Source organism: Oceanobacillus arenosus (assembly GCF_003369575.1).
Taxonomy (GTDB): Bacteria; Bacillota; Bacilli; order Bacillales; family Amphibacillaceae; genus Oceanobacillus; species Oceanobacillus arenosus.
Genome location: NZ_PIOC01000028.1, coordinates 98,600 through 121,610, shown reverse-complemented (window position 1 = coordinate 121,610; position 23,011 = coordinate 98,600). Strand labels below are relative to the sequence as shown.

The window sequence follows — 23,011 nt, the reverse complement described above, 5'->3', positions numbered from 1 at the left end:
TATAATTCCAACTAATAATATAAGAATTAAATAATTAGAGACACCTATTTACTTAACGGAGGGATTCTCATGAAATTAACGGATCTTAAGACAAACTTAAAAAGAGCAGACTTACTAAGGGAAACAGTCAAAGCTTTTACTGATCGGGCAGAGCAGCATGACGCAAATGGAACATTCCCATATGAAAATTTCCAAGAATTAAAAGCAATTGGATATCCTGCTCTAACCCTTCCAGAAAAGCATGGCGGGTTAGGAATATCGCTTACAGAAATGCTTCAGCTTCAGGAGATTATTGGCAAGGCAGACGGATCGACAGCGCTCTCCATCGGATGGCATATGGGAATTATGAAGCATCTTGGTGAAAGTAATATATGGGAAGAAGATAAGTTTGCAGACGTCGCACGTGATGTAGTCATTAACGGTGCCCTGCTAAATAATGCTGCAACAGAGCCTGCAACTGGTAGCCCTACTCGTGGCGGAAAACCAGAAACCTTTGCAAAGGAAAATGAACAAGGCTGGGTAATAAATGGTAGAAAGACATTTACAACACTCGCACCGATTCTCGATTATTTTGTCGTAAGTGCATCGATCGATGGAACGGATGAGGTTGGTAATTTTCTAATTAAGCGTGGGTATGAAGGAGTAAGTGTTGATGAAACATGGGATTCTATTGCCATGCGGGGCACAGGAAGCCATGATTTGGTATTAGAAAATGTGCATGTCGCAAAAGATGACCTTGTTGAGCGCATCACTCTTGGGAAGAAAAAGGCAACTGGCTGGTTACTCCATATCCCCGCCTGCTATCTTGGAATCGCCCTTGCAGCACAAGACTATGCGAATAAATTCGCGAGAAGCTATTCTCCTAACAGCATTTCTGGAACGATCGCCGATTTACCAAATGTGAAGCAAAAGATGGGTGAAATGGAGCTTGCCATTTTGGAATCGAAGCATTTTCTTTACTCTGTTGCGAGGAAATGGGATGAAGGTGATAACAACATAAGGCAAACGATGGGGCCAGAACTTGGTGCTGTCAAACTATCTGTAGTGAACAAAGCAGTTAAAGTAGTAGATTTGGCAATGCGTATTGTCGGTGCAAGAAGTCTATCGAGACAAAATCCACTACAACGCTATTACCGGGATGTTCGTGCAGGATTGCATAACCCGCCAATGGATGACATGACAATTATGAATTTAGCAGGAAAATAGGAAGGCATTGCCTAGGTGCCACTTCCCTAGTTTTGTCACTTTTTGTCGAATATTCACAAAAAAGATGTGATTGCCTTTATTCAGCAATCACATCTTTGGATTCAATCCTATTTTCACTGATATTCATTTAAAAATCAATCGAAATTATGTCCAATTATCCTTGATAACTAACTTTTCCTGTTTCAACTAATTCTTTAAGTCCCATGAACATATAATGCCACCCTTGTTCCGTTCCATCGCGATGCTCTTTAATGGCCTTTTCAATATCAGATGCTGCCCAATTTTCTTCATGGGGTACGATAATGTCCTGTGAAAATGTCATTTCACACCCTTGTTGAAGTCCCTTTAATTCAACAGTAATCGTATCTTGTAAGTCATTAAACTGGGGCATTTTAAATGTAAACATTAATTTTTTTGGAGAATCAATTTCTAAGTACTCTCCTATCGCACGATAATCCTTTCCATCGCGATGATCAACAATTTCCCAAGTACCGGCGATCTGAGGATCATTTTTTGCTACTTTATTTGTTCCTTCCAATGTGAAGAACCACTTTCGCATCATATCAGGATTTAGCCATGCATCAAAAACTCTTTCTGATGCTACATCAAAATTCCTTACCATAGTTAACGTCGTCGTTGAGTAATTATTCATATTCGTTGGCCCCTTTATAAAAAATTCACTGTTTGTATTCCATTTTAGTCATCACCTAGCATAATCAATCATACGCTAGTTCTATTTATGATTAGTATACTATCATATCCGCTGCAAGTCTTGCTTATAAGTGGATAATCTAACCCCTTTAATTGGAAAATAGCAAAATAAAAACTACCTGTTGCTAAAGTAGTATCCATAATAATAGCACCCACAGTTTTCCTATCACCAGGAATGCCGTGGGTGCTGTTTATTTTCCTAATTCTTTTGTTTGAAGATTAATTTGCCTGTCAACCCGTTCTCCTAGTTCCGACGATGCTTGAAACAAATACTTCAAAATTACTTTTCGAATTTCAGGCGATATGACGGCAAGTTCTGCAGAAAGATTATTGATTAGATGATCTTGGTTTACAAAAGAGAGTGCATGGTAATACTGACCTGCTTGTGTAAAATCATCTTGCTTCGGTAGATCGGAGCGTACGAGACGCCCTTCAACATATCTGCCATTTCCACTTGTTACAAGGGAAGCTGGTGACCAGTCTTTTTGTTGATTAATAGGAATAGAACGAAAATCCGGCCCAAGCCGTCGTCGCTGTGAATCCCAGTAAATATTGGCACGTCCTTGCAACATCTTATCATCCGATAGCTCTGCTCCGTCCAATAAATTTGACGGAGAATAAGCCAGCTTCTCCACCTGTTCCATATAGTTATCTGGATTACGATTTAACACCATCTGCCCAACAGGTAGCAAGGGGTAAAGTTGTTCATCCCAAATTTTTGTATTATCGAGCGGATCAAAAGGAAGCATAGCCACATCATCAGGGTTCATCAGTTGTACGTACAATCCATATTCAACCGTATTTCCTTTTACAATGGTTTCATATAAATCGCTCCCGGCAATATCAGGATTTTCACCATTTAATCGAGCCGCTTCTTGACTGTCTATATATTTCACGCCACCAAATGGAACCCAGTGGTATTTCACATAGCGACGGACATCCTGTGTATTCTTCCAGACGAAAGTGTTCACACTATGACCCGGAATGTGACGGAAACTTTTTGCCGTGCCAGCATCAGAGAATAACCTAACAACAAAATGAATGGATTCTGGTGCTTTGGCTACGAAACTCCAGAACCGTTCAGGATCAATTAGATTATTAACAGGCGAGGGCATAAGCGCATTTATTGCCTCCGAAAACCGGATGGGATCCCGCACAATAAACACTGGGATATGGTTACAAAGAAGATCAAATATACCCTCATCCGTATAAAACTTAGTCGAGAACCCCCGCACATTGCGGGAAGTATCAGGTGTACCCTTTGTGCTCACAGCTAGCGAAAATCTCACCGTGACAGGAATCTGCTGCCCAGGATTCTGTAAAAAGGAAAGCGTTGTATACTCAGCCATCGAGTGAATGGTTTGAAAATAACCAAAGGCACCAAAGCCCTTAACATGGACCGGTCTTTCGATTATTTTTGTATTGACAAACGTTTCCAGTGTTTCATGCAAAACATTATCCTGTTCAAGTACGGGCCCTCTTGCACCTACAGTCTGCGAATGACTGAGTGTAGATGGATTTCCATCGCCTCTGTGAGTCGACGAGTCTTTAGTTACTGACCTTGTCTTTTCGAGAGAAGAATTTTCTTTTCGTTGAAACTGCCCGTTGTTTTTATCCATATTCCAACCTCCCACATATATCCGCTAGTATATTAATTATGTGGGAATCAACCTAATTATGATGTTCCAAGCGAAATTAGGTTAGTGTTATTCGCAAACCAAGCGGCTTGTGTATCACAACAAATGACTATTCTTCTGTATAACAAACAATGAAGGAAATGGATCGATGAAACGCTATAAGAAAGACCCATTTGATGGGTATAAACATGTCATCGATACAAATGGAGAAGAATTATAAAACAGAAGCACTACTAAATATTTATTAAAATCGCATGTCGATAGAAATTCTATCAACATGCGTTCTTATTAAGTATTATCATTAAACCATCACTCTGGTGTACGGATAACTAACACATCACACTTAGCAGAACGGACGATTGCTTCAGATACGGAACCAATTAAGTAGCGTCCAATCGTATTTAATCCTGTAGCACCACAAATGATTAAATCAGCAGTGACAGAATCTGCCACCTCATTCGTGATGAGTGTTCTTGGAGATCCATATTCAATAACTGCTTTTACATTTTCAACACCCTCAGACTCAGCCTGCGCTTTGTAGCCATTTACAAGCTCTTCTGATGTGTGCTGTGCGCGTTCCATACTAGATCGTCCATAAGCTTCGAATGCTCGAGTATCAATTATATTGATGACGTTTAATATTGAATTCGCGTTACGCTTTGCAACATCGATTGATTTGCGAAATGCGTATTCTGCTTCCTTTGAACCGTCGACTGCTACTACAATACTCTTATAATGATTTGCCATTTCATAATCCCCCTTTGTTCTATCACACTTTAAAGATATCCAATTGTAAATCCAGCCAAATATTCCTATCTATGTGCAGGCTCTGTTGCCCTCACAGCTGCAGAAGATTTTTCCTTTTGTCCGCCTGCTTTTTTCATAAAGAAGGAACAAATTAATGCAACTGCAGAAATTCCCGCAATAAAGTAGAATGCATATTTCACTCCTGCGGCCAACACTTCTGCTTGAGAAGCGTCTGGAACATCAAGTACAAAGCTGCTTTGACCAGCTGTAAATAATGTAATTGCAATAGCCGTACCAGCAGCCCCTGCTACTTGATTCAATGTATTCATTGCAGCTGATCCATCGGCATATAACTCACGTGGCAATTCGTTTAGTGCATTTGTTTGTGATGGCATTGTTACCATCGTTAATCCGAAGAATAATACCATAAATGCTGCGACAATTTGCCACACAGGTGTTGTTGCTGAGATAACGGAAGCAAAAATCAAATTCCCAATCAATACAATAATTGATCCAGTGATTACAAAAACGCGTGGGCCGAATTTGTCGAAAAGCGTTCCAACGATTGGTGACATAATAACGCTGACAGCATTACCAGGAAGCAACATTAAACCGGCAACTGCAGCACTGAATAATAAGGCACCTTTTAAATAAATTGGCAATAAAATACCCGTTGATAAAATAACTAGAATACTAAGAAACATCATCAATGTTCCTAGTGTGAACATTGGATATTTGAAAACACGTAAATTAACCATTGGCTGGTCCATTTTCATTTGACGAATTCCAAACGATAGAAGTGCGATAATACCGACAAGCAATGGTGCCCATACTTGAGGAGAGGAAATAGCTGATTCGGCCATATTACTCAAAGCAAAAATTAATCCACCAAAGCCAAATGTTGATAATACTATCGACAATACATCGATTTTCGGTTTTGTAATTTCTGTTACATTTGCAATTTGCGCAAAAGCGTATAAAGTCAATAATACATATAATATAGCGCTAATCCAGAAAATATAAGACCAACCCAATGTACTAATAATAACCCCTGAAAGTGTTGGTCCTAATGCTGGTCCTAAAGTAATAACAAGTCCCATAATCCCCATTACAACCCCACGTTTGTGAATCGGGAATATAATTAACAGCACATTTGTCATGACAGGGATTAAAATACCCGTACCAATTGCTTGCACTAAACGGCCAGTTAATAAAATTGCAAAGTTAGGAGATAATGCTGCTAAAACCGCTCCTACCAGCGAGATAATAAGCCCACCAATAACTAATTGTCTTGTTGTAAACCATTTCATTAATAGTGCTGAAATTGGCACGAAAATTGCTAATACTAATAAATAACCAGTTGTCAGCCATTGTGCAATACCAGCTGTAATTGAAAATTCCTCCATAACATTTGTTAAAGCCATATTTAAGGCTGTTTCACCAAATAATCCAAGGAAAGCTCCCAACATTAAAATAAATGCCATAGTCTTCGGATTTTTGACTTGAATTTCTGTATTCATAATAATCTCCTTTTTAATAATTTAAGCTAGTCTTTTGCAATGCCTGCGAAATTACAATCAGAGGCTCACTTGTTCTTTTCGTTAGACAAAGCATAATTCCACCTTCGATTGTTGCTGTCATCATAAGTGCTTTCGAATTAGCTTCCTCAATCGAAATACCCTCTGCCACTAGCTTGCTCGCATAAATCCCTTCAATCCTGGTATAAAGATTTGTACAGGCATTTCGGACTGCATCACTAAGTGATCCCATCTCACTAACGATACTAGTAAATGTGTAACCAGTAATCGTACCTTCCGTTTCATACTTCATAATAATTTTATCAATCATGGCAATTGCAGCTTCTTGAGCTGTCGGATATTGTGAAAATATGAATTCAATGTCCAATGTAATCGTATCACTCAAAGACCCAAGGCAAGCAATGAGCAATTCTTCTTTTCCATTTGGGAAATGGTGATATAGCGAACCTTTCGAAATATTACATTTCCTTATAATTTCGTTGAGTCCAACACCTATATATCCCTTTTGCTGAAAAAGCGTTGTCGCGATGTTGATTATCAGCGATTTTGTTTCCATTCCCCGTAGTACACCCCCACCATACCAACCGGTCTGTTTTAAATCATATCAAATAAAAATCCTATAAAGCAAGGCTTTTTTATAGTAAAATCTCATGAACGTTCACAATTTAGACACAATCGCTAACGCTTATCCGAAAGATAACGTTTGCATTTTTTAATTTTATCGAAAACTTAATGCTATTTTAACAATTGAGTGTGATTTTAAAGCACGAACAAAAGCGCTAACCATATAAGGATAACGCTAGACTATTTGCTCGAATGACTCACTCTAACACAGCTCTAACCTATTCCGATTGGATTGTATACTGACATCATCTATAATTGCCATATACTATAAACCCCAATCCGATTTTAGAATATCTTTAAGAAGATCCAATTGTTCGAGACCTATTTTATCAGCAATTTTTTGCTCTATATTTGCCTTTAGTGCTTCATTCCTTTCATAGCATTCCTCGCCTAATGCCGTTAACTGTATCCATTTATCTTTCTTATTATTTTCTACATTATGAATTTCAACAAGTCCTTTTGCCTCTAAACTTTTTATAGATTTATGGGTTGCTTGCCTAGAAATATCTACATGCTTGGACACATATGCGATAGTTGGCTGTTTTTTATAGACTCTTGCTATAATGAACCATTCTGAATTCGATAAATATATATCCATACTATCATTCCAACGTTTCTCAGTAATCCTTCTAAGTTGCAGATGGCGTTCACTTAACACATCAATTAAATCCAAGCCTTTTAATTCAAAATCCAACCGATTCACTCCTATTCATTAGCTCGACATCTACTATATAAAACCCCTTCAATATTGTCAATCAAGTTGACATTTTAAAGGGAATACCTTAAAATATAATTGTAAACTAAGTTGACAATATGAAAGTTGGAGGCTTACACAAATGTTTGATATTGGAGATCAGATCATTTATTCCGTGCATGGGCTATGTAAAATCGATGATATATGTGAAAAAACGTTTGGCAATAAAACGAGAAATTACTATGTGTTGCATCCACTTGACGATTTAAGATTAACAATAAATGTCCCTGTAAATAGCGATCAAGCAGTCATGCTGAAAGTGATGGAAAAAGAGGAAGCAGAAGAAATCTTACAATCCTTCCTACAGCCGGGAATCACATGGATAGAGGATCCAAGACAACGAAACAAAGAATATAGTAGTCTCATAAACACTGGCGATCGTAAGTCGATTGTTAAAATAGCAAATACGCTAATAAAGGAACAGTATTATGCTAGTCAGAACAAGAAGCGACTGTACGATCAGGACCGAAACCTATTAACAAACATACAAAATATTATGTTTGAAGAATTAGCCGTGTCTCTAAATACTTCTGTTGGAGAAATATCCCAAAGGGTAATTAGGATGGTTTTAACCAAAGCGTAAGCGCCCGTTTGAGCTGTGTACGGACCGCTCCTCACAGACATGGGGTGATTCCACTAAGCCTCTGGAGATAAGGGTAAATCTTTGAGAGCTTTGGCGAATCGATATTAGCTTATCGTACGGTGAAAAGGGAAGTCTCACTGGGCGCTGGAGCTGGATGTGGCCCTAAAGTCAAGAGAATTATAAAAGGAAAAATTTTATAATTTCCTCTTTCATCAAAAATGACGAACATACATTTCATTATTTAGTTCTCACAGTAACTCCTACATAACACATACAATTTAGTTAAAGAAGTGGTGATTAATGGTATGTTAAAACTATACATAAAGCCAGGTTGTACATCCTGCAAAAAAGCAAAAAAGTGGTTAGAAAGAAATGAAATACCTTTTGTGGAACGAAATATATTTACGAATTCATTAACACTATCAGAGATTAAAGAAATATTCCGTTTAACGGATAACGGAACAGATGACGTGATTTCCATGCGTTCCAGAATTGCTAGAAACCAAATGGTGAATATGGATCAATTGTCTTTAAAAGATCTATACAGCTTTATCCAGGAAAATCCTAGTATTCTAAAAAGCCCAATCATTCATGATGAAAAGCGTTTGATGGTTGGTTATAATGAACATCAAATCCGTCGATTTATACCAAGATCAATTCGCCTACTATATCTACATAAAGCGCAAAAAATGATCCCATAATAACTTAACTTTCTATTTTGAAGCCACTGAAAGTCAGTGGCTTCACGCGATAATTGCTTTAGTCTTATTTCTTCCTCAATCGATTGATACCCTCCATAAAAAGAGAGTACATACGCTCCCTTTTTATGATTTTAGTTTTCGCAATAAAGAACAATCCTCTATCAATCAGCCTGCATTCCACCATCAACATTATATAATGATCCGGTTACAAAGGATGCATTATCCGATGCTAGGAATAGAACTACCTGTGCCACTTCTTTCGGCGCTCCGAAACGGCCCACCGGAATTCCCTGTTTAATTGCCTCACCTGAAGCTTCCGGTTCACCAGGTGTAATGTTGTTCTGGATGTCTGCAAGCATTTGTGTATCAATTGCAGCCGGTGCGACAGCATTCACACGAATGCCACTTGTTGCTGCTTCCAATGCCGCAGTCTTCGTTAGTCCTGCTACCGCATGTTTCGATGCAATATAACCAGCCATTCCTGCTGAACCAATATAGGCAGCGTTTGAAGCAGTATTAATAATGCTGCCATATCCTTGGGCTTCCATTTGCTTTATCACATGCTTCAGCCCTAGAAACACTCCGGTTACATTAATATTTAAAATTGTTTCGAATGTTTCCTTTTCCAATTCCTTAATTGGTGCAAATGGTCCATTAATTCCTGCATTATTGAAAAATACATCAATTTTACCGTATGCATCCACTGTTTGTTTGACATAGTTTTGCACATCCTGCTCATCTGTTACATTGGCTTTTACAACTAATATATCGTCACTATTTCCATTCAAAGATGCCTTTGCATTGGTCAATGCTTCCTCATTAATATCAACCAATACTACTTTCGCCCCATTGTCTAAAAATAGCTGTGCAGTCTCTTTTCCGATTCCACCAGCGCCACCTGTTATTAATACAACTTTCCCTTCCATCTCTACCCCTCCTATTGTTTATATATTCAGTCATTTACCATTATGATGTAAGCGGTATCTACAATCAAGTGATATGGTTATAGTAGATGTAAATTTCGAACTAATTAAGAAGGAGCAGACTGCGTTGTCCTAAGGCGTGCGACTTTTAGAACGGAATTCAACTTTGTACCTACTTAGTTCACAGTATAAAAATAGAGAAGCATCCTTCTACTCCTCTTGAAATCTTTTCCGATGTGAAATAAAATTCATATGACTATCTAGATATTTTCTGAATAATATTATTATCGGTCCGACGATGAGAGCGGAAACGATTGTCCCTTCTCGGACTCCATTAAGTTCAGCCAACGCAAGAAGAGAAATAACAATGACACTACAACAAGACTAATACCTGCCCCCATTATTAAAATGCTAATAAAAAATAGGCAATATCGCCGAACAATATTCCCCCATGTGCTCACTACTATCTGCTACCAAATAAATCCTTTTGCTTATAATTATGCCATGTTCCATCGATAATAATTTTCTAATTACCGTAGCAAAGCATCACACATGGGGTTTTCCAATTAAATAGCAACTTATCATAAATAACACAAAATAGACTTTTCAATCCAATACATAAACACAGTATTCGGGCTCTTTCTTTCATACTTTTTCATTTTTAAGTACATGTCGATTCCATCTGAAACGTCATGCCATAAATCGGTAAATACAAAATCATACTTCCCTTTAGCCATGTGTTTTTGTGCATATTCAAAAGCATCTGCCTTGATAATCTTAACTTTCTCGGCGTTCCTAAATTGTGGTAATACATGTTTCTTGAATAAATCGATCACATCTTCATTTGTTTCAATAATCGTGATACTGTCAACATTATCTTTTTCGGAAACCATATAAGGGTAGTAGCCAAGCCCAAGTCCAAAAGTCAGCACATTACCATATGCCCCATCAACCGCTTCTTTCATTGTTTCTATCTCATTCGGTGTAATCGTCATCCAGATGCGATCATTTTCTAAAACAGCTGGGAACTTAAATTCCGTTGCAAAAAATCCAATCTGGGGAATCTGCCTCCCTTTCTCCATTTGAATAATATCATCACAAACAAAGCCTTCAAAGGGCTTATATTTTTCATATTTTAATTCACTATTACCAACTTTGATATTTGGTATCTTGATGTTCTTATAGTAGGGGTTGTTATAATACTCACTTGTATCGAGCTGATGAATCATATTCTTAAAATAATTGTAAAACAAGTCCCTATCATCAGCATTATCCACAATATCAAGCCCGAAAGCAGCAGCTAATATTACTCCAAAGGCATATTCAAAAGACACACCGCCCTTTACAATCTCCTCTATTTCTTCCTTCTCGATAAAGTCTGGTGCATGATTTAAATAATTGCTTAGCAATGCAAATACTTTATAATTCGCTTCTTTTATACTATCGTTTTCCATATCTTCACCTAGGTTTTCTATTTCTTGCTAACGAATAATGGTGAGCTTTGTATTCAAACATTACAAAGCTCACCATTGATTCTAACATACTCATCCGCAACACAGTAAAGATATAATCTTTATTCTACCTAGTCATCTTATGAAAGAAAAATGATTATCCTCTCACTAACTTCGCTCGGATCTTATTCGATACATATTCCACAATCAAAATCAGCAAAATCAAGCCAATTAATATCGAACCTACCTCTGACCAGCGATAGGAATTCATGGCAAAAATCAATGGTGCACCAATACCACCTGCCCCTACTAATCCGAGCACAGCTGCATCTCGAAGATTCATATCAAAACGATAGATTACGATTGATAGAAATAGCGCAGAAAGCTGGGGCAGGATACCGAAGCGAATCTTTTCAAATACAGTACATCCAATAGACTCCATTGATTCGAGGATTGACGTATCCAGATCTTCGATGACATCCACATATAATTTCGATAACATGCCGATACTCGTGAGCGACATCGTTAGCACACCGGCAAATGCACCTAGACCGGTCACACGGACAAACATTAGCCCATATACAATTGCAGGAATGGTTCGAATAAAGATAAGCAATAATCGTACGATAAAGGAAACAGGCTTTGGAACAATATTCGATGCGGATAAAAATGCGAGTGGAACTGCAAGAATCGCGCCAACAATCGTTCCTAAAAAGGCGATTGCCATTGTTTCAACTAGTAAATAAAGTATCCCATTCGACGAAAAATTAAAAAGCAAATTTAAATCAGGTTGAATAAGTCCTAATAAAATGTTTTTTGCTATTGTAAATCCATTTGCTGTGAATGCCTCAAACTGGACGGTTGACATTGACCATACAAAAAGAATTGCCAAGATCAGGAGTGTCGCTATTTGCGAGAGTTTACGGTTTGGTTCAAGTTGGTATTGCTTTTCAATAGTATTCATTGGTTCGCTCCTACATTAATTTCTTTCGATAATGTTCACTAATCGTTTCAATAATAAATACTGTAATCACTAATAAGAGCAAAATCATACCAACATTAGCATAGTTACGCCAGCCTAAACTTTCATTAAGTAAGAGTCCAATACCACCTGCACCAACATATCCTAAAATCGCTGCATAGCGAACATTCCCCTCAAAACAAAAAAGCGCTGTCGATAAATAGTTTGGTAGAATTTGCGGCATGATCGCATAACGAAACGATTGAATCGTCGTTAGCCCCATAGAATGCATTGCCTCATATGCATCCATATTTACATTCTCAATTTGTTCATATAAAAGCTTGCCAACATATGCAATCGTAAATAGGAAAATTGCAACTATTCCAGCGACGGTGCCAAGTCCAAAAATGAATGTAGCAATCAGCGCGACAATCAATGTCGGCAAGGTGCGCAGCAGGCTCAGGATAAATTTCATTAAAGCAGATAGCCATTTCAGCTTCGTAATATTACTTGCAGCGAGCATCGCAAGTGGTAACGCACAGATAGCACCTAAGAGTGAACCGAGTAACGACATTTTAATAGTGTCTAACAAAGGTATCCAAATTTTGGGGAAATACGCCCATGTAGGTGGAACCATATCTTTTAAGATGACAAAGAACTGCCCAATCCGTTTGATAAGCAATTCAAGGTCAAATCCGGTTATCCGAACGGATAAATATGCAAAAACAAGTACGAGCAAAATGATAAGAGGCGTCACGGATCGTTTTTCATTAACTGTTTTGCCATTAGGTAGAATGATTTTCTTAGTTGGTAACAGCTTCGCGAGCATGTGATAGATTACCCCCTTCTTCAACCGATCCATTATAAATCTGATGCAGTACCTCATCCGTCACGTCTTCCGCACGCCCGTCATAGACAATTTCCCCCGCACGGATACCAATTACACGATTCGCAAATTCGAGCGCTAATTCTACATGGTGAATATTGATAAGAACCGTCATGTTTAATTCCTTATTGATTTGGCGAAAATCCTCCATCACCTGATTAGCTGTTACAGGATCGAGTGATGCCACCGGTTCATCTGCTAAAATAATCTTTGGATTTTGTGCAAGTGTCCGGGCAAGTGCTACACGCTGCTGCTGTCCACCGGATAATTGATCGACACGAACATAAGCCTTATCCAAAATACCCACTCTATCCAGTGCCATTAATGCTCGTTTCTTTTCTTCCTCCGTGAAGACACCTAAAACCTTTCTCCATAACGGCATTTCAGGTACAGATGATACGAGGACATTTTTTATTACTGAAATTCGAGTTACTAAATTAAAGGACTGAAAAATCATCCCAATATTTCGGCGTAGTTGCCGTATCCCTTTTCCTTTTAACGTACTTATTTCCACATCGTCAACCAATAAAGAGCCATCTGTTATATCGTGCATGCGATTGATACAACGGATTAATGTTGACTTTCCTGCACCAGAAAGTCCAATAATCGCGACAAATTCCCCTTGTTCAATTTGCAGATTGATCTCGTTTAATGCTAATAATCCGTTGGGATATTGTTTCTTTACTTGTTTAAATTCAATCATGTTGCTACTCCTTTAGATAAAAAATGAGAACATTCAAGAACGTCCTCATTTTTCCTCTTATTCTATTAATCTACGCTTGATTAATTGCTACCTAATTGTTGAACAATCTCTTGTGCTTTACGTTCATTATCATAATCTGCATCATTTGCTTCTTGGTAGCCTTCATGACTGTAGATAGCGATAACTTCTTTACCTTCATCTGATTCACCTATTTCAATGAATGCTTGTTGCAATGCTTTCTTCAAATCATCATCCATAACTTCTGAGTTCTTACTTACACTAATTGTGTCATTATAAATTGCTGGCATTACACCAATTAAGTCTGTTTCTTCCCAAATATCTGCTTCACGAGCATATTCTGTTGTCCATGCTTCTTCATAGTCACGACGTGCATCAGCATACGTAACTAATACATCCGTTTGACCTGTTGCCAATCTTGCAAATGCATTACCATAAGAATCTGCTTGTACAACTTTAGATAAATCCGTAATTGTCTTATCAAAGTTTTCTTGTAACCATAATGCTGGGTAAATATAACCTGCTGGAGAAGAAGGTGACATTACGTTCCAGCTTGCACCATCTAAGTCTTCAAATGTTAGCTCTTCACCATTATTCACCTTTTCAGCTAATTCTTGGCCCTTTTCAGATGGACCAGCCACTAAAATAGCACGATATGAGGTTGTTTGATCTTCTGTTGGTTCTGTTGGTTCGTTTTTGTTCCAGTCAGCTGGATCTTCTGAATCATTGCTTAAACCTGCACGAGTGGAAGTTAAAATAACTTCTGCACCGTCATCGTATAAAACATATGTTCCACCAGGAATAAAGCCAATATCGGTTGTTCCTGCAGATAAAGCCTCTCCTACAGCTTCATAATTCGTACCAACTGTAATGTCAATTTCTCCGACATCATAGCCTAATTCTGCTAACTTTTCTTTTAATAAATCCTTTAATGGATCTGTTGCAGTAATAATTTCTTCTGGATCACGAGATGGAACGAATCCAATGGATAATTTCTCGATTGCTTGGCCTTCCGTAGAATCATTTGTATCCGTATTATCAGAAGCTGCTTCCCCATCTGTTGACTCTTTTCCACAAGCGACTAAAACAATGGATAGTAACAGTATCGTTGCAAATAGCATGAATTTCTTCATCAATGTTTCCCCCTTAAATTTTCGTACTTTGCTAACATATCATAGCTTTGTTAATTAAATGTTAATTAATTCCGTAGTTATTGTAAATTCCCCAAAGTTCTCTATAAATTTATCCCGAATTAACTGGCTGTAAGACCCTTAACGAAAATAATTCGAGAAAAATGAAGAATTGTAAACGGGGGATCAACAGAAAGTCAAAGTCCCGATTCTGTTCAACTAACATTAAGTGGGATGAAGAAAACCCTCACTTAATGAAGTTTCACTTTATTGCGGTTTATGTAAAAATTCCTTTGGGTTTGAAAGCAAATGATTTATATTAATCTAGTGCACGTAATTATATCAATGACTTACTGTAAGCTCGGTTTGCATATGTAGTTAAAAGCAGTGGATATGATAAAAGCTAACAATTACAGCAGGGATTCAACTTGTAATGGAGGAAATAGAATGCGTAGTTATGTATTATTAGGCATTGCCATAATTGCGGAAGTGTTTGGTAGCTCGATGTTGAAATTAACAGAAGGCTTCAAGAAATTATTCCCATCTATCGGAGTAATGATAGGATATGCCATTGCTTTCTATACGCTTTCGTTTGCGTTACCAACATTGCCACTTGGACTTGTCTATGCAATTTGGGCAGGTATTGGAACGGCATTAACTGCACTGGTTGGCATCACTTTTTATAAAGAAGGCATTAATCTCAAGAAAACGGTAGGCATATCGCTAATCATCGGCGGCGTTGCTTTACTGAATAGTGGACTATAGGGGGAACATATGAAAAGATATTTATACTTAAGTGTCTCCATTGTAACGGAGATCATTGCGACAATGTTCTTAAAGCTATCAGAAGGTTTCACAGTACTTGCACCATCCATTATTGTGGTGATTGGATACGGACTTGCTTTCTATAGTCTTGGAAAAACATTGGCATACTTGCCATTGAGCTTAGCCTATGCCATCTGGTCAGGCGTGGGCACAGCGATAACAGCAATTCTTGGTGTGTTAATATTCGAGGATCCTCTAAGCATCGGAGTGGTTTTCGGAATTATTCTCATAATCGGCCGGGTAGTCTTGCTCAATACTTCATCAAAGACAAAGGCGGAAAATTAGCAGAACCCGAACAGAATGTACGCTGTTCGGGTTCTGGCTATTAATTTTCTAATTTTGCCCTGCCTCAGCAGCCATTGCAGCCGCTTTTGTTGCATGAACCGTTCCAAACGGATGATGTGGTGGCGCATAAATCGAGTACAGCTTCAATGGAATGTTACCTGTATTCGTGACATTATGCCATGTCTCAGCGGGCACCATGATGGCATAATCATCGTTAACTTCCCTAACATAGTTTAAATTATCCTTGCTTTTACCCATTTGAACAATACCTTGGCCCTGTTCTATTCTTAGAAACTGATCAGTACCATGATGGATTTCCAATCCAATATCTTCGTCAACTGGGATACTCATCAGCGTAACTTGTAAATGATGTCCAGTCCAGAGCGCAGTACGGTAGGTATCGTTCTGCTTTGCGGCTTCATTAATATTCACAGCATATGGTTCTGGCCCAAAATCTTTTAGCAAAATGCGATGATCATATGGGGATGAATGGAGCATTTCATAAGGAAAAGCTCCATAAACAAAACGCCTCCCATCGTTATACATCGGGAAGTTCCCATAATAAGGATATGGATAACTATAAGGATGATAATACATCTTTTCTCAAACCCCTCTCTAATTTATCATTTATCCATTTATCCTATGCCGCTAGCTGAAGGAATGTACTTCTGCCCAAGGTTAAACTCTCTCTACCCTCTCTTCCTCATCCATTCCAATGTATTCTCAATGCCTTCGTTATATGGTGTACGTGGTACGGCTCCTATTTTTGCTTCGTATTTCTTACCGCTTAAAATCACGGGTTCTTCTGCCAAATACATCAACTCGACCATTTCACGCAAGAGTGGTTGAAACAACCCAATGAAACGGATCATCGTTTTTGAAACAGTTCTGATTGATTTCGTATAGCCAGATTCCTTCCGTATAATCTCAATTAATTCTACACCTGCTATCGGATATGCTGATGGAATATTCCAATTCTGATTGTAAGTATCTCTGCGTAACGCTAGCTCCACCATCGCCTTTGCACCATCTAATGTATAAATAAATTCCCTTGCAACCTTTGGGTTACCAACGAAATTTGCAGTTTTATTTAAAACTACGCTTTTAAGCGTTTCATGAAGAATCGTATTCTCCGCATTTGGTCCGTATATATCTGGCATATGTGCAATTAAGGATGGGACTCCGCTACTTTTTAAACGTTCTTCCATCGCGAGTCTAATCTTCCCCTTTTTCGTATGTGGATTCTTCCGCGTATCTTCATTTACATCCATCCCCAATTGTCTCCCATATGCATAAATATTATCTACAAGGGCGATTTTTGCATGATGTATTTCCGCAGCCTTAATAATATTTTCAACACATAATGGGTGCTTTTCACTCCACTCTTGGTAAGAAAAGCTGACAGCGTGAAAAATGATATCCACACCTTCAGATGCATCGATAACTTGCTTTTCCACTAATGCATCCCCGGAAACAATGGTTACCTCGGGTTTATTTTGATAAAGAGCGTCTAACTTATCTTTATTTCTAGAAAATGCAATCACATCTATACCTTGAGATACTAACTCAAGAACCAACGCATAACCCATTCCACCTGACGCACCCAGAACCAATGCTTTCTTCATCAAACACCATCCTTTATTTTTATTAACCAGTGGTCAAATAAGGCTGATAATAAAGCTCTAAACTTGAAAATGATTTAGAGTTACTATTTATTCAATCCCCTTATAATAAAATTCACATGTGCTTTTGCTGCACTCTTCTCATCTTCAAAATTATCAATATAACCAATAAAATGGGAGATAAATCCATGAAGTGCTAAAAATGCAGACTGTATATCGACTACCTTCAGATTCTCCTCCGACAAAGATTGGACAGCTTGAGCAAATTTTTGATATCTAAGATCAGCAGCAGCTTGGGATAAACTATCAACCTCTGTATTTCTTATCATAAACATGATTTCATACTGACTTTGATGGTTTAATCCAAATTTAATAAAGCGAATAAATACGTGATAACGTTTAGTAGAATTATCTTTTGGTCCTTGAATCGATTCATCTAATAGATAGTTTAGCTTAGAAAAGTCATCTTCTACAATTGCATAAAATAGCGCTGCTTTATTCTTAAAATAATAATAGATTGCACCATGACTACAGCCTAATTGTTGCGCTATATTTCGCATGGAGGCTTGTTGGAAGCCCTTTTCTATAAACTGCGTTCTTGCCTTTTCTATAGTGATTTCTTTTGTCAGTTCTCGAGATGTTGTTTTTTAGAGGACATGTTCTTACTCCTTTTGACCACTGGTTAATAACAGTATTTCAACTCTTATTTTTTAATATAATTAATTTTTAATCTAACACAAAAACTATGAATAATTAACTTTATTCCAGCTCAATGAATGACCCCACCTTACCATTCTTTCGGAATGCTTGAAGATAGGGCTTCCTGTTTCAATGACCTTTGCATCTTAGGGGATTCCTAAGCCGACTGACACGATCTCCACAGGCGTTGTATATACTTGTTCGGACACGACCTTGCCCTACAGTTTTTTAGGCTAGCCGTGTACTCCTTGATTTACCATGTTATCTATTTGTTCGAGTACTATGATTAGAATTCGCCCCTTCTACCCCTCTAAATATTAAAATCTTTTAAAAAATTCTTCGCTGCTGTATTAAGAGTATGTTCCTTCCGATAAATAATTGCATGTTCAATAAATAGGGAGAAATCCTCGATTTCCAGTGCTTCAATCTCTTGATGGAATGAGCCATAAATATCTGACTTTGGAATAATAGAAATCCCAATTCCTAAGGCAACAAAGCTTAACAGGGTCGAGATATCAATGCATTCCATTACAATGTTCGGTGAAAACTTATGCATATAAAATTCCCGCATAATCGTTTCATACATGATATATCCCTTCATTGGTCCCAGCATAAGAAAAGGATAATCAATGATCTCCTTTAAGCTGACAGTTCCATTAGGAAATTTACTTTTCCAGCTTGCAGGAATTACGACGACAAAAGGATACTTTGGCAAAAGCTTCACATGGTAGTCCTGAAAACTGGTAGGTAGCAGCATTAATGATAACTCAATTTTGCGTTCTAATAATAGATTTTGCAGATAGGAGGAATCTCCTTTCCAAATTTTGATAAATACATGTGGATAACTCTCTCTAAATCGCTGTATATTTTTAGGTAGAAAACCAACACAGCTCGAAGTGACACCAATACTTAATGTCCCGCTCGTTCCATCCTCCATCTCGTTGATTTCTCTTTTGACCTCTTTCATATCTTGCAGCATATTGACTGCATGGCGATATAAAATTCTCCCTGTTTCTGTCAGCTCCCATTTATGCGTGTAACGCTTGATTAGCACCGTATCTAATTCCGTCTCCAGTCGTTTCAATTGCTGGCTGAGCGGTGGCTGTGCTATATGCAGCGTTTTCGCAGCTTTTGTGATATTTCCTTCATCTACAATCGTTTTAAAATACAAAAGTTGTTTAATATCCACGTTGGTACCCCTATCATATGTTTTATATATACTATTATAACAATAAATATATTTTTTATATGATGATTCATCTGATAAAGTAATATATAGTTACTGCATCTTACATTCAATTTCTGCAATGTTTCTTCCATCTAATAATCAACAAGATTTATATATCTGATCAATGAATAAAATAAAGAAGAAAGAGGTAATCAATTTGAAGGAAAAATTATGGACAAAAGACTATATCAGTATATTAATAACCAATTTCCTCCTCATGTTAACTTTTTATTTGTTAATGGTAACTATTTCCGTATTTGCTGTTGATGCATTTAATGCTAGTGAAAGTCAAGCTGGTTTGGCATCAAGTATATTTGTAATCGGAGCACTGGTTGGGAGAATATTTGGTGGCAAATATTTGGATCGTATCGGCAGAAAAAAACTGCTAATGCTCGGAATAAGTTTGATGATTATTTCATCTTTTTTCTACTTTGGAATAAACAGCTATGGGATGCTTATCGCTAACCGTCTATTGCACGGTTTTACATTCGGGCTTGCTGGTACAGTACTTGGAACAGCAGTAGCTACTGTCATTCCAAAGTCAAGAAGTGGTGAAGGAATTGGTTATTTTGCATTAAGTATGACACTCGCAACAGCGATTGGACCATTCATCGGGATATTTATTCAACAACAATTCGAATTTAGTATGATCTTTGTTTTCTGTCTCATTTGTATTGCCATTAGTTTAGTGTTCTCACTCTTCTTAAAAACACAAGAAATAACACTTACAGCAGAGCAAACGGCAGACTTAAAAGGATTCAAGCTATCCAACCTTATAGAGAAAAAATCTGTACCAATTACACTCATAGCAGCCGTTACAGCATTTTGTTATTCGGGTGTATTATCCTTTCTTTCGTTCTTCGCAACGGAAAATAATATCGCACTAGCGGCAAGCTTCTTCTTTATTGTTTATGCTGCTGCAGTGCTTGTAACAAGACCACTTTCAGGACGGATGTTTGACTTGAAAGGTCCTAATTTCATCATGTACCCAGCAATTATTTCGCTGATTATTGGTCTATTTGTTCTTAGCCAGTCAACGGTAGGTATTGTTCTGCTTGTATCTGGCGCTTTCATTGGTTTTGGATATGGTACCTATATGTCAAGTGCCCAAACCGTTGCAGTACAATCTGCTCCAGCACACCGTGTCGGTTTAGCAACATCAACATTTTTCATTCTTACTGACATTGGATTAGGAATTGGGCCTTTCATACAGGGAATGATCGTTCCTTCAGTCGGCTACAGTGCATTATATATCATTCTTGGTATTGTTGCAGTGATTTGTTTACCATTGCATCACTTCTTGTTTGGAAGAAAACCTGCTTCAAAAAAAGGTACGGTTGAAGCATTAACATCCAATACTGAAGAATAAGCAAAGGTTTGACTATAGATTAATAGAGGTTTACTATCAACATTAGAGCTTACGTTGATGGAATACCTCCTTATTGGTATAGATACATGATGTTGTATGCCAAAAGCAAAAAAGCATTACATTAGATGCTCACTCTTTAATGTAATGCTTTCACTTATTACAAACTCCCTACATTACTTCTTAACCCCAAACCTCATCCGCTACTTCCTTCACTAAGCGAAGTTTCTCCCACTGCTGTTCTTCTGTTAAAATATTTCCTTCTTCTGTTGAGGCAAAGCCACATTGTGGGCTGACACATAGTCGGTCAATATCAACATATTGTGCTGCTTCCTCAATACGTGCTTTAATAACCTCTTTGTCTTCTAATTCACCTGTTTTAGATGAGAAAAGACCTAATACAACTAACTTCTCTTCACTTACATGTTGTAGTGGTATGAAATCCCCTGCGCGATCTGTATCAAACTCTAAATAATAAGCAGAAACATTTTCTCTTGCAAATAAGATATTCGAGATGGAGTCATAGCCCCCGGAAGAAGCCCATGTAGAATGATAGTTTCCACGGCATACATGAGTTGTTACCACTAAATCTTCAGGAAGATTCTCAATTGCTAAGTTGTTCACTCGCAGAAAGAGTTCGCCAATTTCCTCAACGGTTGCACCATCATGACGTGATTTCCAATAATTCGGATCCACTAGCATACCCCACGTGCAGTCATCTAATTGTAGACTTCTGCATCCAGCGTCATACAAATCCTTAATAACTGTTTGATATGCTTTTGCGATATCAGCAAGTAGTTCTTCTTCATCTGGATAAATGTCTTCAGTTATTTTTAAATTATCCGGACGTTGCAATTCTGCTAAAAACTGTGCAGGAGCTGGGATTGTTTGTCTTGCAACAACACCGTCTTCTTCATATGCCCGAATAAATGAAAAGTGTTCAACGAATGGATGGTTCTCGCCACTAATCTTTCCTGTTAAGCTAGCTGTTTCTGGACGTGTTTCTTCATCATTAAAAATATAGCCTTGTTCAATCGTCTTTTTGCCTACACCATTTAATCCCCACATAAAATCTAAATGCCACCAAGAACGTCTAAATTCTCCGTCTGTAATTACTTGAAGACCCACTTCTTTTTGTTTTTGAATTAAATCGATAATGCACGTATCTTCAACCTGTTTTAATTCTGTTTCCGATATGCTGCCCTCTTTAAAAGAAGCACGTGCTTTCTTTAACCTTTCAGGACGCAAGAAGCTCCCCACAATATCAAACCGAAATGGTGTAACCAATCTTTTCCCCTGTGTAAGACTTACTCCCATTTAAACCTCTCCCTTTCGTTTCATTTATATAAGGTATAGTCTAGCACAGGCTAATTAACATAGGGTAAGACATAAAATCTTCGGCTTGATATAGCTTTAAACTATATGTGTCGTTGTCTTAGCTCTTCCGCAATCGTTTCTTTTAAGTATTCAATATAAATATTGGCGAGCGAGCTGTTTGTTATATTTTTATGGGTAACATAGCCAATATTAATGCGTTCCTCTACCTCTAGCGGTACTGCGATAATGTCACTGCCATTTAATTCCTCACTAATGACACCCGTTGTAATCGTATAACCATTTAATCCAATAAGCAGGTTAAATAAAGTAGCCCGATCACTTACCTTAATATTCTTCGGTCTCGATAATGTGCTGAGAATCTCCTCTGAGAAATAGAAGGAGTTATAATCCCCCTGCTCATAGGACAAGTATGGATACGGGTCCAGATCAGATAATGTCACATATTTCTTTTCTGCAAGCGGGTTTTTTGAGCTGATAAAAATATGCGGTTTTGCTTCAAATAACTCATGAAACACAAGATTTCCTTCTCTCAAAAGCTTAGAAATAACTTTTTTATTGAATTCATTTAAATACAATACGCCAATTTCACTGCGCAAGTTTTTCACATCATCAATAATTTCGTATGTTCTCGTTTCCCTCAAGGTAAACTCATATTCTTCCCGGTCGTAATCTTTAAGCAATCGAACAAAAGCACTCACCGCAAATGCGTAATGCTGTGCTGATACGGCGAAATGCTGCTGGGGAGTTGGTGCCTCCGAATAGCGATGTTCCAGAAGCCCAGCCTGTTCCACCACCTGTCTAGCATAACCGAGAAACTCCGATCCTTCAGGCGTAATCATGATTCCCTTGTTGGTTCGGAAAAAGAGCGTAATTCCCATTTCCTTCTCCAGTTCCTTGATTGCATTTGAAAGGCTTGGCTGACTAATAAACAAATTCTGCGCCGCATTGCTAATGGAACGACTTCTTGCCACTTCAATCACATATTTTAATTGTTGTAATGTCATTTTTAATTCCTTTCTTATATGGATTCTAGATATAAAGTGAAACTTCATTAAGTGGGGGTCTTACAGCCTGT

Annotated in this window: 25 protein-coding genes and 1 pseudogene; 7 read left to right on the top strand and 19 right to left on the bottom strand. The window is 37.9% G+C overall.

Annotation, left to right across the window (positions count from 1 at the left end; genetic code table 11):
* Window positions 1-69 precede the first annotated feature (69 nt).
* A complete protein-coding gene (locus tag CWR48_RS18200; RefSeq protein WP_115774737.1) occupies window positions 70-1,206 on the top strand; it encodes an acyl-CoA dehydrogenase family protein in 1,137 nt (378 codons plus the stop codon).
* Window positions 1,207-1,360: 154 nt separating this feature from the next.
* Here CWR48_RS18200 and CWR48_RS18195 read toward each other — a convergent pair whose 3' ends face one another.
* Together CWR48_RS18195 and CWR48_RS18190 are read right to left on the bottom strand one after the other, a co-directional pair.
* Window positions 1,361-1,858 (bottom strand): SRPBCC family protein, encoded by a 498-nt coding sequence (locus tag CWR48_RS18195; protein WP_115774736.1) that lies wholly within the window; start codon window positions 1,856-1,858, stop codon window positions 1,361-1,363.
* Window positions 1,859-2,108: 250 nt separating this feature from the next.
* Window positions 2,109-3,536 carry a catalase gene (locus CWR48_RS18190; RefSeq protein ID WP_115774735.1) on the bottom strand — a complete coding sequence of 476 codons (1,428 nt, stop codon included), beginning with the start codon at window positions 3,534-3,536 and terminating at the stop codon, window positions 2,109-2,111.
* A 145-nt stretch (window positions 3,537-3,681) separates the two neighbouring features.
* Here CWR48_RS18190 and CWR48_RS20935 point away from each other — a divergent pair.
* Window positions 3,682-3,774, top strand: a pseudogene (locus CWR48_RS20935) (hypothetical protein); the annotation flags it as partial.
* A gap of 89 nt (window positions 3,775-3,863) precedes the next feature.
* On the opposite strand, the gene CWR48_RS18185 reads toward CWR48_RS20935, so the two are convergent.
* The 4 genes from CWR48_RS18185 to CWR48_RS18170 all read right to left on the bottom strand — a co-directional run bounded on the left by CWR48_RS18185 (window position 3,864) and on the right by CWR48_RS18170 (window position 7,157).
* Window positions 3,864-4,301, bottom strand: coding sequence for a universal stress protein (locus tag CWR48_RS18185; protein WP_115774734.1), 438 nt, complete (start codon window positions 4,299-4,301; stop codon window positions 3,864-3,866).
* A 65-nt stretch (window positions 4,302-4,366) separates the two neighbouring features.
* Complete coding sequence (locus CWR48_RS18180) at window positions 4,367-5,821, bottom strand: DHA2 family efflux MFS transporter permease subunit (protein WP_115774733.1); 1,455 nt, start codon at window positions 5,819-5,821, stop codon at window positions 4,367-4,369.
* A gap of 13 nt (window positions 5,822-5,834) precedes the next feature.
* Window positions 5,835-6,395 (bottom strand): TetR/AcrR family transcriptional regulator, encoded by a 561-nt coding sequence (locus CWR48_RS18175; protein WP_115774732.1) that lies wholly within the window; start codon window positions 6,393-6,395, stop codon window positions 5,835-5,837.
* Window positions 6,396-6,728: 333 nt separating this feature from the next.
* Window positions 6,729-7,157: a MarR family winged helix-turn-helix transcriptional regulator gene (locus CWR48_RS18170; RefSeq protein ID WP_115774731.1), complete on the bottom strand. Its 429-nt coding sequence runs from the start codon at window positions 7,155-7,157 to the stop codon at window positions 6,729-6,731.
* Window positions 7,158-7,299: 142 nt separating this feature from the next.
* On the opposite strand from CWR48_RS18170, the gene CWR48_RS18165 reads away from it, so the two are divergent.
* A complete protein-coding gene (locus CWR48_RS18165; protein WP_115774730.1) occupies window positions 7,300-7,800 on the top strand; it encodes a CarD family transcriptional regulator in 501 nt (166 codons plus the stop codon).
* 305 nt (window positions 7,801-8,105) lie between these two features.
* Window positions 8,106-8,501 (top strand): transcriptional regulator Spx, encoded by a 396-nt coding sequence (gene spx, locus CWR48_RS18160; protein WP_115774729.1) that lies wholly within the window; start codon window positions 8,106-8,108, stop codon window positions 8,499-8,501.
* 161 nt (window positions 8,502-8,662) lie between these two features.
* On the opposite strand, the gene CWR48_RS18155 is transcribed toward spx, so the two are convergent.
* The 7 genes from CWR48_RS18155 to CWR48_RS18125 all read right to left on the bottom strand — a co-directional run bounded on the left by CWR48_RS18155 (window position 8,663) and on the right by CWR48_RS18125 (window position 14,576).
* A complete protein-coding gene (locus CWR48_RS18155; RefSeq protein ID WP_115774728.1) occupies window positions 8,663-9,427 on the bottom strand; it encodes an SDR family NAD(P)-dependent oxidoreductase in 765 nt (254 codons plus the stop codon).
* Window positions 9,428-9,634: 207 nt separating this feature from the next.
* Complete coding sequence (locus CWR48_RS21265; RefSeq protein WP_484213803.1) at window positions 9,635-9,793, bottom strand: DUF6198 family protein; 159 nt, start codon at window positions 9,791-9,793, stop codon at window positions 9,635-9,637.
* A gap of 212 nt (window positions 9,794-10,005) precedes the next feature.
* Window positions 10,006-10,878, bottom strand: coding sequence for a spermine/spermidine synthase domain-containing protein (locus tag CWR48_RS18145; RefSeq protein ID WP_115774727.1), 873 nt, complete (start codon window positions 10,876-10,878; stop codon window positions 10,006-10,008).
* Window positions 10,879-11,032: 154 nt separating this feature from the next.
* Window positions 11,033-11,839, bottom strand: coding sequence for a phosphonate ABC transporter, permease protein PhnE (gene phnE, locus CWR48_RS18140; protein WP_115774726.1), 807 nt, complete (start codon window positions 11,837-11,839; stop codon window positions 11,033-11,035).
* Window positions 11,840-11,849: 10 nt separating this feature from the next.
* Complete coding sequence (gene phnE / locus CWR48_RS18135) at window positions 11,850-12,665, bottom strand: phosphonate ABC transporter, permease protein PhnE (RefSeq protein ID WP_115774725.1); 816 nt, start codon at window positions 12,663-12,665, stop codon at window positions 11,850-11,852.
* Complete coding sequence (phnC, locus tag CWR48_RS18130; RefSeq protein ID WP_115774724.1) at window positions 12,640-13,425, bottom strand: phosphonate ABC transporter ATP-binding protein; 786 nt, start codon at window positions 13,423-13,425, stop codon at window positions 12,640-12,642. The genes phnE (CWR48_RS18135) and phnC overlap by 26 nt, the downstream gene beginning before the upstream one ends.
* An 80-nt stretch (window positions 13,426-13,505) precedes the next feature.
* Entirely contained in the window at window positions 13,506-14,576 is a 1,071-nt protein-coding gene (locus CWR48_RS18125; protein ID WP_115774723.1) for a phosphate/phosphite/phosphonate ABC transporter substrate-binding protein, read from the bottom strand.
* A gap of 444 nt (window positions 14,577-15,020) precedes the next feature.
* On the opposite strand from CWR48_RS18125, the gene CWR48_RS18120 reads away from it, so the two are divergent.
* Window positions 15,021-15,338 carry a DMT family transporter gene (locus tag CWR48_RS18120; RefSeq protein WP_115774722.1) on the top strand — a complete coding sequence of 106 codons (318 nt, stop codon included), beginning with the start codon at window positions 15,021-15,023 and terminating at the stop codon, window positions 15,336-15,338.
* A 9-nt stretch (window positions 15,339-15,347) separates the two neighbouring features.
* Window positions 15,348-15,683, top strand: a complete 336-nt coding sequence (locus CWR48_RS18115) for a DMT family transporter (RefSeq protein ID WP_115774721.1) — start codon at window positions 15,348-15,350, stop codon at window positions 15,681-15,683.
* Between the two features lie 48 nt (window positions 15,684-15,731).
* Here the strand turns inward: CWR48_RS18115 and CWR48_RS18110 are convergent, their stop codons facing one another.
* From CWR48_RS18110 to CWR48_RS18095, 4 genes are all read right to left on the bottom strand, one after another.
* On the bottom strand, window positions 15,732-16,280 hold the full coding sequence (locus CWR48_RS18110) for a cupin domain-containing protein (protein ID WP_115774720.1): 549 nt from the start codon (window positions 16,278-16,280) through the stop codon (window positions 15,732-15,734).
* A 92-nt stretch (window positions 16,281-16,372) separates the two neighbouring features.
* Complete coding sequence (locus tag CWR48_RS18105; RefSeq protein ID WP_115774719.1) at window positions 16,373-17,308, bottom strand: SDR family NAD(P)-dependent oxidoreductase; 936 nt, start codon at window positions 17,306-17,308, stop codon at window positions 16,373-16,375.
* Window positions 17,309-17,391: 83 nt separating this feature from the next.
* Window positions 17,392-17,916 (bottom strand): TetR/AcrR family transcriptional regulator, encoded by a 525-nt coding sequence (locus CWR48_RS18100; RefSeq protein ID WP_281270317.1) that lies wholly within the window; start codon window positions 17,914-17,916, stop codon window positions 17,392-17,394.
* Between the two features lie 398 nt (window positions 17,917-18,314).
* Window positions 18,315-19,193 (bottom strand): LysR family transcriptional regulator, encoded by an 879-nt coding sequence (locus CWR48_RS18095; RefSeq protein ID WP_115774718.1) that lies wholly within the window; start codon window positions 19,191-19,193, stop codon window positions 18,315-18,317.
* A 196-nt stretch (window positions 19,194-19,389) separates the two neighbouring features.
* Between CWR48_RS18095 and CWR48_RS18090 the strand changes: the two genes are divergently transcribed.
* Window positions 19,390-20,601, top strand: coding sequence for an MFS transporter (locus CWR48_RS18090; RefSeq protein ID WP_115774717.1), 1,212 nt, complete (start codon window positions 19,390-19,392; stop codon window positions 20,599-20,601).
* A 180-nt stretch (window positions 20,602-20,781) separates the two neighbouring features.
* Here CWR48_RS18090 and CWR48_RS18085 read toward each other — a convergent pair whose 3' ends face one another.
* Together CWR48_RS18085 and CWR48_RS18080 are read right to left on the bottom strand one after the other, a co-directional pair.
* Entirely contained in the window at window positions 20,782-21,915 is a 1,134-nt protein-coding gene (locus CWR48_RS18085) for a 5-methyltetrahydropteroyltriglutamate--homocysteine S-methyltransferase (RefSeq protein ID WP_115774716.1), read from the bottom strand.
* Window positions 21,916-22,016: 101 nt separating this feature from the next.
* Window positions 22,017-22,940 (bottom strand): LysR family transcriptional regulator, encoded by a 924-nt coding sequence (locus CWR48_RS18080; RefSeq protein ID WP_115774715.1) that lies wholly within the window; start codon window positions 22,938-22,940, stop codon window positions 22,017-22,019.
* Window positions 22,941-23,011 lie beyond the last annotated feature (71 nt).

What these genes read in the sequence shown, in the direction of transcription:
- CWR48_RS18200 (WP_115774737.1), top strand. Translation starts at nt 70, where the DNA reads ATGAAATTAACGGATCTTAAGACAAACTTAAAAAGAGCAGACTTACTA.
- CWR48_RS18195 (WP_115774736.1), bottom strand. Translation starts at nt 1,858, where the DNA reads ATGAATAATTACTCAACGACGACGTTAACTATGGTAAGGAATTTTGAT.
- CWR48_RS18190 (WP_115774735.1), bottom strand. Translation starts at nt 3,536, where the DNA reads ATGGATAAAAACAACGGGCAGTTTCAACGAAAAGAAAATTCTTCTCTC.
- CWR48_RS18185 (WP_115774734.1), bottom strand. Translation starts at nt 4,301, where the DNA reads ATGGCAAATCATTATAAGAGTATTGTAGTAGCAGTCGACGGTTCAAAG.
- CWR48_RS18180 (WP_115774733.1), bottom strand. Translation starts at nt 5,821, where the DNA reads ATGAATACAGAAATTCAAGTCAAAAATCCGAAGACTATGGCATTTATT.
- CWR48_RS18175 (WP_115774732.1), bottom strand. Translation starts at nt 6,395, where the DNA reads ATGGAAACAAAATCGCTGATAATCAACATCGCGACAACGCTTTTTCAG.
- CWR48_RS18165 (WP_115774730.1), top strand. Translation starts at nt 7,300, where the DNA reads ATGTTTGATATTGGAGATCAGATCATTTATTCCGTGCATGGGCTATGT.
- spx (WP_115774729.1), top strand. Translation starts at nt 8,106, where the DNA reads ATGTTAAAACTATACATAAAGCCAGGTTGTACATCCTGCAAAAAAGCA.
- CWR48_RS18155 (WP_115774728.1), bottom strand. Translation starts at nt 9,427, where the DNA reads ATGGAAGGGAAAGTTGTATTAATAACAGGTGGCGCTGGTGGAATCGGA.
- CWR48_RS18145 (WP_115774727.1), bottom strand. Translation starts at nt 10,878, where the DNA reads ATGGAAAACGATAGTATAAAAGAAGCGAATTATAAAGTATTTGCATTG.
- phnE (WP_115774726.1), bottom strand. Translation starts at nt 11,839, where the DNA reads ATGAATACTATTGAAAAGCAATACCAACTTGAACCAAACCGTAAACTC.
- phnE (WP_115774725.1), bottom strand. Translation starts at nt 12,665, where the DNA reads ATGCTCGCGAAGCTGTTACCAACTAAGAAAATCATTCTACCTAATGGC.
- phnC (WP_115774724.1), bottom strand. Translation starts at nt 13,425, where the DNA reads ATGATTGAATTTAAACAAGTAAAGAAACAATATCCCAACGGATTATTA.
- CWR48_RS18125 (WP_115774723.1), bottom strand. Translation starts at nt 14,576, where the DNA reads ATGAAGAAATTCATGCTATTTGCAACGATACTGTTACTATCCATTGTT.
- CWR48_RS18120 (WP_115774722.1), top strand. Translation starts at nt 15,021, where the DNA reads ATGCGTAGTTATGTATTATTAGGCATTGCCATAATTGCGGAAGTGTTT.
- CWR48_RS18115 (WP_115774721.1), top strand. Translation starts at nt 15,348, where the DNA reads ATGAAAAGATATTTATACTTAAGTGTCTCCATTGTAACGGAGATCATT.
- CWR48_RS18110 (WP_115774720.1), bottom strand. Translation starts at nt 16,280, where the DNA reads ATGTATTATCATCCTTATAGTTATCCATATCCTTATTATGGGAACTTC.
- CWR48_RS18105 (WP_115774719.1), bottom strand. Translation starts at nt 17,308, where the DNA reads ATGAAGAAAGCATTGGTTCTGGGTGCGTCAGGTGGAATGGGTTATGCG.
- CWR48_RS18085 (WP_115774716.1), bottom strand. Translation starts at nt 21,915, where the DNA reads ATGGGAGTAAGTCTTACACAGGGGAAAAGATTGGTTACACCATTTCGG.
- CWR48_RS18080 (WP_115774715.1), bottom strand. Translation starts at nt 22,940, where the DNA reads ATGACATTACAACAATTAAAATATGTGATTGAAGTGGCAAGAAGTCGT.